This window comes from Anaerocolumna aminovalerica (assembly GCF_900115365.1).
GTDB lineage: Bacteria > Bacillota > Clostridia > Lachnospirales > Lachnospiraceae > Anaerocolumna > Anaerocolumna aminovalerica.
Map to the genome: position 1 here is coordinate 1 of NZ_FOWD01000043.1, position 15,906 is coordinate 15,906.

The 15,906-nt window shown below is 36.2% G+C and carries 13 protein-coding genes; all 13 read right to left on the minus strand.

The annotated features are described in order from the left end of the window. Positions 1-64: 64 nt before the first annotated feature. Positions 65-1,117, minus strand: a complete 1,053-nt coding sequence (locus tag BM183_RS17385; protein ID WP_091687853.1) for an IS30 family transposase — start codon at positions 1,115-1,117, stop codon at positions 65-67. A gap of 197 nt (positions 1,118-1,314) precedes the next feature. After that, positions 1,315-5,892 carry a PolC-type DNA polymerase III gene (locus BM183_RS17390; RefSeq protein ID WP_091688370.1) on the minus strand — a complete coding sequence of 1,526 codons (4,578 nt, stop codon included), beginning with the start codon at positions 5,890-5,892 and terminating at the stop codon, positions 1,315-1,317. A 152-nt stretch (positions 5,893-6,044) separates the two neighbouring features. Continuing rightward, the gene (gene ispG, locus BM183_RS17395; RefSeq protein WP_091688372.1) at positions 6,045-7,112 is read right to left on the minus strand and encodes a flavodoxin-dependent (E)-4-hydroxy-3-methylbut-2-enyl-diphosphate synthase; all 1,068 of its coding nucleotides are present in this window, start codon (positions 7,110-7,112) and stop codon (positions 6,045-6,047) included. Between the two features lie 15 nt (positions 7,113-7,127). Then, positions 7,128-8,480 carry an RIP metalloprotease RseP gene (gene rseP / locus BM183_RS17400; RefSeq protein ID WP_091688374.1) on the minus strand — a complete coding sequence of 451 codons (1,353 nt, stop codon included), beginning with the start codon at positions 8,478-8,480 and terminating at the stop codon, positions 7,128-7,130. A 53-nt stretch (positions 8,481-8,533) separates the two neighbouring features. Continuing rightward, positions 8,534-9,682, minus strand: coding sequence for a 1-deoxy-D-xylulose-5-phosphate reductoisomerase (locus BM183_RS17405; protein WP_091688376.1), 1,149 nt, complete (start codon positions 9,680-9,682; stop codon positions 8,534-8,536). Between the two features lie 106 nt (positions 9,683-9,788). Beyond that, entirely contained in the window at positions 9,789-10,586 is a 798-nt protein-coding gene (locus BM183_RS17410; RefSeq protein WP_091688378.1) for a phosphatidate cytidylyltransferase, read from the minus strand. Between the two features lie 15 nt (positions 10,587-10,601). Further along, entirely contained in the window at positions 10,602-11,300 is a 699-nt protein-coding gene (locus tag BM183_RS17415; RefSeq protein ID WP_091688429.1) for an isoprenyl transferase, read from the minus strand. 289 nt (positions 11,301-11,589) lie between these two features. Then, positions 11,590-12,144 (minus strand): ribosome recycling factor, encoded by a 555-nt coding sequence (frr, locus tag BM183_RS17420; protein ID WP_091688380.1) that lies wholly within the window; start codon positions 12,142-12,144, stop codon positions 11,590-11,592. Between the two features lie 19 nt (positions 12,145-12,163). Beyond that, on the minus strand, positions 12,164-12,868 hold the full coding sequence (pyrH, locus tag BM183_RS17425; RefSeq protein WP_091688382.1) for a UMP kinase: 705 nt from the start codon (positions 12,866-12,868) through the stop codon (positions 12,164-12,166). Between the two features lie 54 nt (positions 12,869-12,922). Then, positions 12,923-13,744, minus strand: a complete 822-nt coding sequence (locus tag BM183_RS17430) for a bactofilin family protein (protein ID WP_091688384.1) — start codon at positions 13,742-13,744, stop codon at positions 12,923-12,925. 66 nt (positions 13,745-13,810) lie between these two features. Continuing rightward, positions 13,811-15,049: a polysaccharide deacetylase family protein gene (locus BM183_RS17435; protein WP_091688386.1), complete on the minus strand. Its 1,239-nt coding sequence runs from the start codon at positions 15,047-15,049 to the stop codon at positions 13,811-13,813. A gap of 106 nt (positions 15,050-15,155) precedes the next feature. Further along, positions 15,156-15,380, minus strand: a complete 225-nt coding sequence (locus tag BM183_RS17440; protein WP_091688388.1) for a hypothetical protein — start codon at positions 15,378-15,380, stop codon at positions 15,156-15,158. A 10-nt stretch (positions 15,381-15,390) separates the two neighbouring features. Further along, on the minus strand, positions 15,391-15,849 hold the full coding sequence (locus BM183_RS17445) for a cupin domain-containing protein (RefSeq protein ID WP_091688390.1): 459 nt from the start codon (positions 15,847-15,849) through the stop codon (positions 15,391-15,393). Positions 15,850-15,906 lie beyond the last annotated feature (57 nt).

A 15,906-nucleotide genomic window follows, 5' to 3' on the forward strand; every position in this document is an offset into this window, starting at 1 on the left:
TGAAAATTGCAAGTTTAAATGTCGTGTAAATATTTGGTATTCATTATTGTTATCATACACAATGTTATGCTATCTTTACTTCATTTGGAGTTCTATATCCCAGTATCCGTCTCGGATAATTATTAAGCCAATTCTCTATATATTTTATCATAGATGGAGTCACATCATCTATGCTGCCCCCCTTCGGTATAAACCGTCTGATCAGTTTGTTTGTATTCTCATTTGTACCCCGTTCCCATGAACTGAATGGGTGGGCATAATATACCTTGGTCCGGGTCTTTTTCTTCCTTTTAACTGATTTTTCTATGCCTCCAAAATCAAGGAACTCGCTTCCATTATCCACTGTTATTGTTTTAAACATTTCCACAAATCGCTCATACCCATGTTTCTTCTCCAGGCTGTCCAGAGCCTTTTTAACACATTCCTGGGTTTTCCCTGTCATCTTGAAAATGATTTCCTCACGGCTCTTTCTCTCGCTCAATACAAGCAATACAGCCTTACCTTTGTTCTGTCCCCCAATTACACAATCCATTTCCCAGTGCCCGTATTCATCCCTATTCTCGATCTCATCAGGGCGCTCTTCTATGCTGGTGCCTTTCAGATTCTTTAATGCCACTTTCGCCTTCCGGTAGATTCGCCTCTTTCCTTCTTTCTTTAACGGAAGATCTTTATTAGTCAAATGAAGAAATAATCCAGAGTCAATGTAGTTATATAGTGTTTTTGTGCAGATAGATGTCTGAAACTTTCCTTCCAGTCTTATTCTGCCTATGACTGCATCAGGTGAATATTTCTCCTCCACGATCATTCGCTCAATATATCCTGCCAGCTCATGATCATTTCCAATCTTATAATTCCTTCCCTTATTTGCTGCGTTCTCGTCGTATTTACGCTGTGCAGTATCTGCGCAGTAGGTCTTGTACTCCCTTAACTCCGTATCAAGTAGTATTACAGTACCTCTTTTAATCTCACGCTGGATGGTGCGTTCACTCTTTCCAAGCAGCTGGGCTATTTGCCAGGCTTTCTTATTATCCTTGAGGTAAGCTTCAATTTTATATCTTTCGATTTCTGTTAAATGTTTATTTTTTGTGCTGTTTGTGGTAATATGAATTAGACTCATGGTAGTTACTTTTTCCTTTGTAAATGTTTTTGTGGTGATTACATTATACAATAAAGAACTACCATGTTTCTTTTTATATTTAATTATCCGTCACTTAATCTTACAACTTACCTGAATTTTTTAAAAAATTCATCAAATATATGCAATATACCTTTCAGGCTCCCTATTACCTGCAATCCATACCTTTATTGTTTTAATTATTTCAAAAAGTCCATCAAAGAAATCTGATTGGATATTGGCAAATCACCTAGCAATCCTAAATCTGCCATTAAATCTACAACGGTAGAACTGACTTTACATCTGCTCCTAAAGTCATCTCTGGAAAGAAAAGGTCCCTCCGCCACAGCCTCAACTACTGCGTCTGCTGCCTTATCCCCTAATCCGTCAATTGTACTTAATGAGGGCATTAATTTATTATCGCCCACAATTTGAAAATGATGGGCTTTCGCTTTGTATATGTCAATTGGCATAAAGTCAAAACCTCTCGCATACATTTCCTGAACAATTCTCATATCCTTCAATACATCTTGTTCTTTCTTAGTCAGCTCATTGCTTCGCCTCTTATAATCTGCCATATAGTACTCTAACCGTTCTCTTCCCAAACACATTAGTTCATAGTTAAAAGCAGAAGCACGGATACTAAAATATGCTGCATAATATGCCAAAGGATAATATACCTTAAAATAGGCGATACGAAAGGCCATCATAACATAAGCAGCCGCATGGGCCTTCGGGAACATATATTTAATACGTTTACAAGACCAGATGTACCATTCCGGTATATTATTAGCCAGCATCTCCTCTTCCATCTCCTGGGTAAGACCTTTACCTTTACGTACACTTTCCATGATTTTAAAGGAATGCCCGCTGTCTACACCTTCATTGATCAGATAGGTCATGATATCATCACGGGTACAGATAGCTGTTGAAAGAGTACATTTTCCTTCTGCTATTAAGGTTTGAGCGTTGTTTAACCACACGTCGGTACCATGGGACAAACCAGATATTCTAACCAAATCTGAGAAAGTCTTAGGTTTGGTATCCCGAAGCATCTGCATAACGAAATCGGTACCAAACTCCGGTATACCAAGACATCCCAAGTCACATCCACCAATATCTTCCGGCCTGATTCCCAAAGCACTTAGGTTATCAAATAAGGATAATACCTTTTGCTCATCCAGTCTGATTGTTTTAGCATCCACTCCTGTTAGGTCCTCTAACATACGAATCATAGTCGGATCATCATGACCAAGAATATCAAGCTTTAATAAGTTATGATCAATAGAGTGATAATCAAAATGAGTGGTTATGGTTTTGGTGTTCATATCATTAGCAGGCCTTTGAACCGGTGTAAAAGAGTATATTTTTTCACCATGAGGTAATACAATAATACCGCCGGGATGCTGTCCTGTGGTTCTTCGAACACCAACACAGCCGGATGCAATTCTATCTATTTCAGCTCTTCTTTTATGGGTTCCACGCTCTTCATTATACTTAAGTACATATCCATAGGCCGTTTTATCTGCCAGAGTACCAATGGTTCCGGCTCTGAAAGTATGTCCTTCCCCAAAAATAACTTCTGTATAATCATGAGCCTTACTCTGATATTCACCTGAGAAATTAAGGTCAATATCCGGCTCTTTATCTCCGTTAAATCCAAGGAAAGTTTCAAAGGGTATATCATGTCCGTCCTTACTCAAAGGTTGTCCGCATACCGGACAGTTTTTATCCGGCATATCACATCCGGAACTTCCTGCATATTTTCTTACTTCCTCTGATTCAAAATCAGAATAAAAGCAATTCGTACAATAATAGTGAGCAGCCAGAGGATTTACCTCTGTAATGCCGGCCATTGTTGCAACAAAGGAGGAACCTACGGAACCTCTGGAACCTACCAAATATCCGTCTTCATTGGACTTCCATACCAGTTTCTGTGCAATTATATACATTACGGCAAATCCATTGGTTATAATGGAGTGCAATTCATGCTCCAGCCGCTGTTCTACCTGTTTGGGCAGATTAGGTCCATACATGGAATGTGCTTTGTTATAACAGATTTCACGTAATGTTTTATCTGAATCCTCAATTACCGGGGGACATTTGTCAGGGCGCACCGGAGAAATCTTCTCAATCATGTCGGCAATTTTATTGGTATTTGTGATTACTACTTCCATTGCCTTTTCCTTGCCTAAATAAGTAAATTCCTCCAACATCTCCTCAGTTGTTCTAAAATATAAAGGAGCTTGATTATCCGCATCCTTAAAACCCTTACCGGCTAATATAATACGGCGGTATACTTCATCTTCCGGATCCATGAAATGAACGTCACAAGTTGCAACTACAGGTTTATTGAATTCTTCACCTAAACTTACAATTTTACGGTTCATTTCCATTAATTCCTCTCTGGAATTAATATTGATTTTATCACTATGAAGCATAAATTCATTATTGCCAAGTGGCTGAATCTCCAAATAATCATAGAAATTTACCAGCCGTGTAATTTCTTCAGGCGGCTGTTCTCTAAGTAATGCCTGATACAATTCACCAGCCTCACAGGCAGAACCAATTAACAGACCCTCTCTGTTCTCTAAAAACAAACTTTTTGGAATACGGGGCCTTTTACTATAATATTCAATATGTGACTGTGAAATTAACTTATACAAGTTAACTCTTCCTATATCATTTTGCACTAAGATAATTGCGTGGTATGTAGGCATTTTTTTAATGGCGTCAGCAGACAGTTTTCCAAGTTTATTAATTTCATTGATGAACTGAACACCTTGCTCTCTTAGCATAGCAACAAACTTAACAAATATTTCTGCTGTTGCTCCCGCATCATCTACTGCACGGTGATGGTTTTCCAAAGAAATATCCAAAGCCTTTGCAACTATATTTAATTTATATCTATTCAATTCCGGTAATAAGATTCTTGCAAGTCCAACAGTATCAATTACTGTAAAATCGGTTTTGATTCCCAGTTCTTCGGATTTCTTGGCGATGAAACTTACATCAAAGGAAGCATTATGAGCAACCAGTGCACATCCCTTACAAAATTCAAGAAACTGTGGAAGGATTATATCTATGGTAGGGTAATCCATAACCATCTCATCATTAATACCTGTTAAATCTATTATCTCATAAGGAATTGGAACCTCCGGGTTGATAAAAGTACTGAACTGGTCTACAATTTTTCCTTCTACCACTTTTACCGCACCAATTTCTATGATTTTATCCTTCACCGGCCCAAAGCCTGTTGTTTCAATATCAAATACAACATAGGAATCATCTAGATCCTGGCCTTTTTCATTGACTACCACTTCTTTTAAGTCATCCACCAAATAAGCTTCCACACCATAAATAACCTTAAATTCTTTAAGCCTGTCCCATTCGGATTCCGGATAATCCTTTTTATTTAGTGCATGATTGGCTTCCGGAAAAGATTGCACTACACCGTGATCTGTAATTGCAACTGCTTTATGACCCCAGGCAAATGCCCTTTTAACCAAATCTTTAACATCCACTACGGCATCCATGTCACTCATCATAGTATGAGCATGGAGTTCCACACGTTTTTCCCCACTGGTATCCTGTCTCGCAGAGGTAAAATCTGAAATAGTTTTAATTCCAACAATAGAGCCAATGGCAATCTCACGGTCATATTTATCCAGCAGGGCCATTCCTTTTAACTTAATAAATTTTCCCCGCTTAACAGCACTTAACAATTCCGGTGCTTCTTCAGTTTTCACAAATATTTTTCCTTGTATGGAATCGGTAAAATCCGTTATGGAGAATATGATAATTGTCTTTTCATTTCTTAATTCCCTAGACTCAACATTGATGATCTTACCACGAATCACCACTTCTCCAATTTCATCCTGTATATCGGAAATAGGAATGGAATCACCTTCAAAACTTTTACCATATATAATATCAGGATCATTTACTGATTTTTTGTAACTGGATTTACTCTTATCATAAGTGTTCTTATTTTGAAAATCTGATTTATTGAAATTCTTATTTGCTCCTTTCCCATTTTCCTCATTCCTTTTAGATTCATTAGGTTTCATTTGATGGGTATTTTCTTTAGACGCAGCAAATTCAGCAGTATATCCGATTTCTTTTTCCATCAATTCTTTTGCATAGGCATCTGCTGCTGCATCATCTGCCTTTGCCTGCTCTTCTTTAGAATCTTCTTTTCTTCCGGATTTTTTATTTTCATTAAGTATTTGTACATATTCATACTGGTATTCTTCTGTTTCTTCTTCCTTTACAGGTTCGTAATATTCAAAACATACACGTATATCAATATGAAAACGTTCCCGATACAGCATTGTCAAGTAGGATGTAATTTCTCCAGACACTTTTCTTACAAGAAAATTGTCTTCACAGCAAAAAATCAGATTGTTATCTTCAAACCTTATTTCTGATAATTCAAAAATATTATATTCTATTATGCTTCTTTCACGTACTTCCTCCAAAATACTATCCTTATACACGTTAAATAAATTCTCCGGTGTGTATTGTGCGGATAGTATATAACTTTCCTGTAAAATTACCATATTGGAGGTAGAAGAAAACAGCTGCTTTTGCAGCTGATATTCCATTTTCTTTATAATATTCCTTTTAATGATCCGATTACTTTCCATGTATATTCTTATTTCTGATTTGGATTTTGATACCGCTACCCTCTCTACTTTAACCTCTTTAAATACATCCTCTAAATGTTTTGGTAAATTAGATAATTGATCAAAAACTTCAAAAAAAAGCATACTCATGTCTCCGCCCCATTTCTAAAACTTAAATCTATCTGTTCTTGTAATGATTTTGTTCATCTAAAAGAGATTCTTTGCACAAATTCAGAAAAGCCAAATTCGCGCAAAGAATAATATGTTTTTTAAGGAACAATATTGATAACACTGTTACTTTACTATTTATGTGTTTTTTCTGCCTGCATATTTAATAACTCTTCTCGAAGTGCGGATAATAACTGATTTTCAGGAACCTTTCGAATAATTTGGCCTTTTTTAATCAAAAGACCTTCTCCTCTTCCTCCAGCAATACCTATATCCGCTTCTTTTGCTTCACCGGGGCCATTTACAGCACATCCCATAACCGCGACTTTAACATCCAGATCAATATCCTGAATCATATTCTCTACTTGCCCGGCTAAACCGATAAGGTCTATCTGGGTCCTTCCGCAAGTAGGACAAGAAACCAATTCCACTCCGCCTTTACGTAGACCCAATGTTTTTAAAATTAACTTAGCAGATTTTACTTCCTCTACCGGATTACCCGTTAAGGATACACGTATCGTATTGCCGATTCCTTGATATAGGATTATCCCCAGACCTACAGCCGACTTAATATTACCGGATAAAACAGTTCCTGATTCTGTTATACCCACATGTAATGGGTAACTGCTTTGTTTTGCAATCAGCTCATGAGCTTTCACACACATGGTTACATCAGAAGATTTAATACTGATAACCAGATTATCATAGCCTAAGTCTTCAATGATTTTAACCTTATCCAGCGCACTTTCCACAATTCCCTCCGCTGTAACTCCATGGTATTTTTCCAGGAATTGATTTTCTAAAGATCCGCTGTTTACCCCCACACGTATGGGAATGTTTCTTTCCTTAGCCGCATCCACTACTGCTTTTACTCTGTCAACAGAGCCGATATTACCGGGATTGATTCGAATCTTATCTGCACCATGCTCAATTGCAGCAATAGCCAGGCGGTAATCAAAATGAATATCCGCAACTAATGGAATATGAATCTGCCGCTTTATCTCTGTAAAAGCCTCCGCTGCTTCTTTTGTTGGAACAGCACAGCGAATAATATCACATCCTGCAGCCTCCAATTCAAGAATCTGAGCTACGGTAGCTTTTACATCTTCCGTCTTTGTATTTGTCATGGATTGAATCAAAATAGGATTTTTCCCACCTATTGCTTTGTTACCAATAGTAACAACTTTTGTTTCTTCTCTCATAGTTTTCCTTCTATATTAAAATATTCTTCCTAAATCATTAAACAGTACAAACACCATTAAAATTAATAAGGCAACCAGTCCAATCATATGGACAAAACCTTCTTTTTCCTGATTAATCGGTTTTCCCCGTAATACTTCCAAAAGCAGAAATACCAATCTTCCTCCGTCTAAGGCTGGAATCGGCAATAAGTTCATAACACCTAAATTGGCACTTAAGAGTATGCCAATATTGGCCATACTTAAAAATACAGTAAGAGCACCTTCACTTTTAGTCGCTTTATAAGTGTCTCCAATAAAGTCAACTATACCAACCGGACCGGCTAAATCTTCTGCACCTACTTTACCACGTATTAACTGTCCCAATCCTTCAATTGTGGAAGTAATCCAGAATTTCACTTCCGCAGCACCGTATCGAAGAACACCCAGCACTCCTGTTTTTTCCCTGTAACTGTTAACAGATATACCTATGTTAAAACTATTAGCAACTAATTCCGGAATGGCAGTGGCAGTATAGGACTTCCCATTTCTTTCATAAGTTATGGCAACTTCTTCAGAAGTCAAAGGGTTTTCAAAGAAATATTGGGATAATTTAACTCCTGTTGCAATTTTCACTCCATTAATAGCGGTAATTATATCACCAGATTTTATACCTGCCTTTGCTAAAGGCATATTATCATATACATCTGAAATCTCTGCTGCAGCCTTACCTGGTGTGTATCCGAATCCAAGCATATAATTATTTCTAGGAGTTATAACCGCTTCCCCTTTTTTCCCATCACGTTTATATTTTACAGTAATATCTTTTCCGGTTAGAGGGTGAAATTCTAAATATGTGTCTACTTCTCTTGCTAAGTTAATATGTTTACCGCCAAATTCTGTTATTACATCCCCAACCATAAGTCCTGCCTGTTCTGCCGGAGAATCTTTTGTAATATACTGAATCTTAGCAGGATCATAACCGATAATACTAACAATAACCATAGATAGAATAAATGCTAAGATAAAATTAAATAAAGGGCCAGCAAATATAACAGAGATTCTTGCCCAAACAGGCTTATTATTAAAAGCTTTATTACCCTCTGCGATTTCATCTTCACCTAACATAATACAAGAACCGCCAATAGGCAGTAATTTGATGGAATATACCGTATTGCTCTTACATTCTTCCATAGTTTCATAATCATGTTGTGATAAAAATAATTTTGATCGGTAACCGGCTGATTTTCGAACAAAACTTATAATTCTTGGCCCCATCCCTAACGAGAATTCTTTTACAAATATCCCATTGGCTTTTGCCAGGGAAAAGTGCCCTAGTTCATGTATAATAACAATGACGCTAAATATTAATATTGCTAAAATTATATTCATTCTGACCTCCTTAAAGGTTTAAAACAGACTTTGACTTTTTCAATAACTTTCTACTATTCTTTTGTCAATTCATTTATAAAATCATATGTTTCATTTTCAATATTCAGAATTTGACCAACGGAGGGATTCTCTACTTTTTTATGTTTTTTCATAGCAGCCCCGATTATATCTGCAATATCAAGATATTTAATCTCTCTATTTAAGAACTTAGCTACTGCTAATTCATTGGCTGCATTATAAACCGTTGGTATGCTTCCACCTTCTCTCGCCGCTTCATATGCCAATTTAAGTCCTGTAAAGGTCTCAAAATCAGGCTCTTCAAAAGTTAACTGACCTAATTTAAAGAAATCAATTCTTTCCCCTTTTAACCCTCTTCTATCCGGATAGAATAAAGCATACTGAATGGGAAGTTTCATATCCGGGGTTCCAAGCTGTGCTATAATGCCTCCATCAATGAATTCCACTGCTGAATGTATAACACTTTGAGGTTGTATTACTACCTGTATTTTATCCAAAGGAGCATTAAATAACCATTTTGCTTCCATCACTTCTAAACCTTTATTAACCAGTGTAGACGAATCAATGGTAATCTTTCGTCCCATGGACCAGTTTGGATGTTTTAGTGCATCTTCTACCTGAATATGTTCCAGTTCTTTTCGTTTTTTGCCACGGAAAGGTCCGCCGGAGGCAGTCAGGATAATCCTGCTGACTTCATTCTTTCCCTCACCATGAAGTGCCTGAAAGATGGCAGAGTGTTCGCTGTCAACAGGAAGAAGCCTCACTCCATATTCTTTCGCCAAAGGGGCAATAATATGCCCTGCTGTAACTAATGTTTCTTTGTTGGCAAGAGCAATATCTTTACCTGCTTTAATTGCCTCTATGGTAGGCAATATACCTATCATGCCCACCACCGCAGTAACTACTATATCTGCCTGCTTTTCTGTGGCACAATCAATTAATCCTTCCATACCGGTAACAACAGAAACAGATAAGTCCTTTATCCGTAATGCCAAATCTTTTCCTTTTTGTTCATCCCATACACAAACTATGGCAGGATGAAATTCTCTTATTTGTTTTTCTAATAAATCTATATTATGACCTGCAGATAATGCAGTAACCTTAATATCCTTATTATTTCTGACTACTTCCAACGTCTGTGTTCCAATAGAACCTGTGGACCCAAGAATGGATATACTTTTCATAACATTCCTCAATTCTAATACGAGTATTTAAAGCCTAGCCTATATTAAAAACCAAACTGATTATAATAATCTTAAATCGGTTAATCCCTATTTAACTTTAATCTTCTTATAGTATTTTTGCAAGAGAATATACAATAGGTGCAACAAATATTATACTATCAAACCGGTCTAATATTCCACCATGACCAGGGATTAAATTACCATAGTCCTTAACATCATGATTTCTTTTAATTGCAGAGGCAGCTAAATCTCCTATTTGTGAAATTACGCTGGAAGCTCCGCATATAATCGCAAATGCAAACTGAGGATTCCCGATACCTGTAATTTGATCTTTAATAATTGTTCCATATAAAAGTCCCAATAAAGCTGCACCTACTACGCCACCAATACAGCCCTCTAAAGATTTTTTGGGACTTAATTTTGGCAGGATTTTATGTTTGCCGATTAACATGCCGGTACAGTATGCACTAGTATCCGATCCCCATGCACCAATAAAAATCAGCCATACTAAATAAGCTCCGTCTTCTACAACTCTTACCTTATATAGATAACTCAGCATAACTCCAACATAAAATAAACCTAAAAAAACAATTGCAACTTGTTCGGTACGATACTTTGGAAAGGTAAATACATAGATCAATAATAAAATAAGCAAAAAGGCCATAAATAAACCCATGTTATATTGCTCATATTGATATAGTATTAAAAAATCCAGAGCTATACATGCAAGATAGCCTATAATGCCTAATAAGGATTTATTCATTTTAATGGTACGGTATAACTCCATCATGCCAATGAGGGAAATTGCTAAAACAGTTCCAAACAAAACCTTTCCTCCCAACATAATGGTAGTTATAGTAATTATCATTAAAATAATGGAACTCCGAAACCTTATCCAAAACATTTACTTATCCTCCTATTAGATTCTGCCGAACCTTCTATCTCTACTATTATAGTATTCCACAGCTTTCATTAATTCCTTTTTATTAAAGTCCGGCCATAAAACATCTGTAAAATAAAATTCTGTATAAGCTAATTGCCATAATAGAAAGTTGGACAAGCGTTGTTCGCCGCTTGTACGAATAAGTAAGTCCGGATCTGGAATTCCTTTGGTATCTAAATAATTTGTAAAAAGTGCTTCATCTATATCTTCTAAGTTAATCTTTCCGGTTTTTACATCCATGGCAAGATTCCTTATTCCCCGGATCATTTCATCTCTACTGCCATAATTTAAAGCTACCTGAAAGTTTAAGCCTGTATTCTCTGCTGATGCTTCTTCTAATTCTCTGATTTTATTTTGCATTTCTTCATCTAATCTTGATATATCACCAATAATTCGAACTTTCATATTGTTCTTACTGCTTGTTTTTAAACAGTCTTTCAAATAACTGCCTAATAATTTCATTAATGCATCTACTTCATCCTGGGGTCTGTTCCAATTTTCAGTAGAAAATGCATAAACAGTTAAATATTTTATTCCAATACGGTATGCTTCTTCCGTAATTTTTTCCACATTTTTACTACCTATAGAATGACCATAATTCCGTGGCATTCTTTTTTGTTTCGCCCAACGGCCGTTTCCATCCAATACAATTGCAACATGCTCCGGTATCTTCATACCGTCCAGATTCATATTATCTCCCATGGAGACCTCCAAAAATAATTAGTCAAACGGATATTCCACTTGCCCGTTGGCAAGTTTACTCCGCTTCGCTGCCTGCTCGTAACTTCATTACTGCTTCCCAGCATTTCAGTGGGAGCCTGGGCTCTTACTAAAACAGGCAAGCCTGATCCCTGCTTAAGAAGCGAAGACTTACCTGATGAGATTAAACTAAGACGTATTTTGACACAACTGAGGGGCTGCTGCCTCTCAGCACAGGCAAAACACGTCCTAATCTTCTTTATACTTATACGGTAAGGATTTCTTTTGATTTATCTTCTGTTAGTTTATCAATATCAGCAATGTACTTATCAGTAAACTTTTGAACCTGATCTTCTAATTGTTTCATTTCATCTTCTGATATTTCACTGTTTTTATTTAGCTTCTTGATGGTATCATTAGCATCTCTTCTAATATTACGAACAGCTACTCTTGCATTTTCAGCTTTTTTCTTAATATCCTTAACCAGTTCTTTTCTTCTTTCTTCTGTTAGCTCAGGGAACACTAAACGAATTACTTTACCGTCGTTACTAGGTGTTAAACCAAGATCAGAAGCAATAATCACTTTCTCAATATCTTTGATTAACTTGCTTTCCCAAGGCTGGATCTGAATAATTCTTGCTTCAGGAACAGAAATATTAGCGACGGATTGAATTGGGGATGGTGTTCCATAGTAATCCACCCTTAATTTATCAAGCAAGTGGGGATTTGCCCTTCCTGCCCGAATTGTAGAATACTCCTCTCTTAAGCTGTCTAAAGATTTCTTCATTTTACTTTCGTAAATTTCAATTCTTGAATCCATAATATTCGCCTCCTATATATTATACTATTACTTTAGTTCCATTAAATTTGTCACTTACAGCATTTACAATACTGTTTTCTTCTTCTAATGCAAATACTAACATCGGCATTTTATTCTCCAAACATAAAACAGTGGCAGATAAATCCACTACTGCCAGTTTACGATCTAATGCTTCCTGCATACTGATTTCGTCAAACTTTTTAGCATCCTTGTTCTTTCTTGGATCACTGTCATAAACGCCATCTACTGCCTTTGCCATTAGAATAATATCTGCATCTAATTCAACTGCCCGAAGTACTACACCGGTATCAGTTGAGAAATAAGGATGACCGGTACCGCCAGCCAAGAATACAACCATCCCTTTCTTAAAATACTTATTTGCTCTATCTTTAGAAAATAGCTTGGTCATACTTCCACATTCAAATGGAGTGAGAATCTGTGTATTCATTCCTACATATCGAAATATTTCGGATACATAAATACAGTTCATAACCGTTGCCAGCATGCCAATCTGATCTGCTTTTGTCCGATCAATGGTTTCGCTGGTTCGGCCTCTCCAGAAGTTTCCTCCACCAATCACAATGCCGACTTCTAAACCACTGTCTACCAGTTGTTTTACCTGACCTGCAACTTTAATACAAGTTGCCTCATCAAAGCCGGTTTTCTTGTCTCCTGCAAGAGCCTCTCCACTTAATTTCAGTAATACTCTTTTATACCTGTTCATCTTTATTAATATGCTCCTTTCGCAGATTGAAAAAATTCAACCTGCTCTTATAAACTATTCAAATATATTTTCAATGTCAACTGATGCATAAGGCAATGAACAGAAACCTTCAATAATGGCTCCATTATTAATTTGTATGGATTGTGCCTTAATATTGCCCTTTACAACAGCCGAAGAATCAACGATAACCGGTCCGTTAATATCAATTTCACCTTTTATGGCTCCGGCAATAACACCGGAAGAAGCCGTAACATCTCCAATAATTACGGTTCCAAGTCCAATCTTAACACTGCCCTCACTGCTGATGCTGCCTTCTAATCGTTTTGCACCCACAAATATTTCACGAGCCATACAGTTACCAGTTACTGTACCATAAATAGAAAGTTTCCCCAAACATTCCACATCACCTTTTATGGTACCCATAACATCTAAAGATCCATCTGCATTAATACTACCATTAATTATAGTACCTTTTGTAATTACAGTTACTTCATCGGTGCTCTCTGTATCATCCATTCTATTTAACTCATCCATGGATACTTCCTCTTCTGATATTGTTTGATATTGTATATCATTTTCTACTTCCAATATATCAGATTCCTGGGTTTCTTCCAAGTCTTTTAAACTTTCTAAATCTTCAGTTTCTTCATCTGCTGTCAGAATAGCATCCAGAATATCCATATCCACATTATCATCATAAGTATTTTCTAAATCCTCAGATGCTGTAGTTTCCTCTCCCATCTCTAAAGTATCCTCACTTTGTTCAGGTTCTTCGTCTAAAGTATTAACCACTTGATTGTCGTCAAACATCTCTTCCGGCATTAATTCATTTACAGCCTGTGATAAATCCTCCTTAAAATCTTTAAAAAAACCCATACTTATTCCTCCTGTGTTAATCGTATTTTAACTTTCCTTACTATTATTCTTTTTATTTCATGGATTTTACTTTACTTGTCTAATTGGAGTTACATCATCTGTTAATGGTAAGATATTGACGTCTTGTTCTGTTAAAGTCTTAAGAATGGATTCTAAAGATTTTATCGTATTCTCTTTCGTATCTGTATCATGCATCAGAACAATAGATGTATTATGTATTTTGATACCTTCCATTACATTACTATAGAGTTCTTCCGGAGAATAGTCTATTCCCGTAGCATCTCCGTTAACCACATTCCAGTCAAAATAAACAACCGACTTTTCCTTTAAAAACCGAATTAGTTCATGAATATCTACCTTACTGACCGAATTCCCGCTTCCCCCCGGAAACCGGTATAAAGAAGGAATGTATCCAGTAGTATCATATAACAAATCACTAAGCTTTGTAAAGTCTTTCTCAAAATCTTCCAAAGAATTATATACTTTATCATAAACATGGGAATAAGAATGTATTCCTAGAGAATGTCCATCATCTATAATTCTTTTATACATTTCCTTGGAATGCTTGTCTGTTTTACCGATGACAAAAAAAGTAGCCTTTACATTATATGTATCTAGCATATCTAAAATATCTGATGTATACTTGCTAGGTCCATCGTCAAAGGTTAAATAAACTGTTTTCGAACTCTCAAATGTATAGCCCTCTTTTGATAAATCTAAATCTTCTTTTTCTGCTTTCTTCTCAGTAACCGGAGCACTTTCTAATGATTCTTCACTTTCCTGGGATTCATCAGTGATGTCCTTCCATCCATCAGAACTTTCCTTCCATTCATCAGAAATGTCCTTGGATTCATCAGAAGTTTCCTCCGTCTCCCCAGAAAAAGACTCCGGCTCTGATAAATCGGTATTATGAACCCTTTTTTCAGGATTTTCTATATCCGGCTTCTTTGTTTCCGTATTTACAGTTTCATCTTCCGTATTGTTATCACCTGTTTGACTTTCATCATTTTTATCTAAGGCATTATCTGTTCCGATAGAATTATTATATTTCACAACTGCTGCATGTGCAATACTTTCATTATTTTTTTCAAATAATTCATGATAGGTTACTCCATAACGTTCTATCATTAACACATCAATTTGTTTTTGAAGTGATCGCATTTTAAAAAACATTATAATACATAGAATAGTAGGAAGAAGTAAAAAGACTATTATTAATACAATAATCGTAGCTTTTATTCGTTTAACACGATTATGTCTGGAAACCAAGGATACTTTATCAGCAGAGGTTTTTTCCTGCTCCAAGCCATCAGCTCCTCTCACGGTACTCTTCGAATCATTTTAACACATTTCGATAATAAATAACATATTTTTTATTAAAATCTTAATAAAAATCCGTAGTAACAATGTACTACGGATTATCATTTTTATCTTCTTCTCCCAGTGGAGTAAACCGATGATTTGCTGATGACCTGGAAATGTCACCACTTACATATTTTCGTTTATTCTTTACTCCGAATTTACTTGCATTATTAATATTAACGTAATTACTATCATTAAAACTTACAAACTCAGTTCTGGGTTCTTTCTTATTTGCATCATTATCTTTGTCCGTATTGGAATAATTACTTTCCATTTATGACCTCCTACCCTTGACTAGCCCAATCTGCCGGATATGTCACATATATGAATCTGGCATAATCTTGAACAGAAAACTTAATGGAGGAACCCTTTGGTATTAATACTAACTCACCGGCATTTGCTGTCACTGACTTTCCATTGATTACAATACTTAAAGTTCCTTCAATTACATAATCGATTTCATCGTAATTTAAAGTCCAATCAAATGTTGTTTCCTTCATCTCCATAATACCACAGCCAAGCCTTGGACTCTCTTCTAATGAAAACAAATCTTTTGTATAGACAATATCCCCTGGTTTACCTGTGTCCATCAGGTCCTGGTCAGATACCTGAATGGTTGGAACCTTAACAGATATAATACCTTCTTTCAACTTGTTTCTAGTTAAATCTGCTGTACCATTACCCAGTTTTTCCATTACTATTTCACGAATCATGGCTTCAATTGCCACACGATTTAATTCCATGGGTTTATTCCTTTCATTATATCTTATCAATTAAATGTTTTTGAAAAGATTATAAAT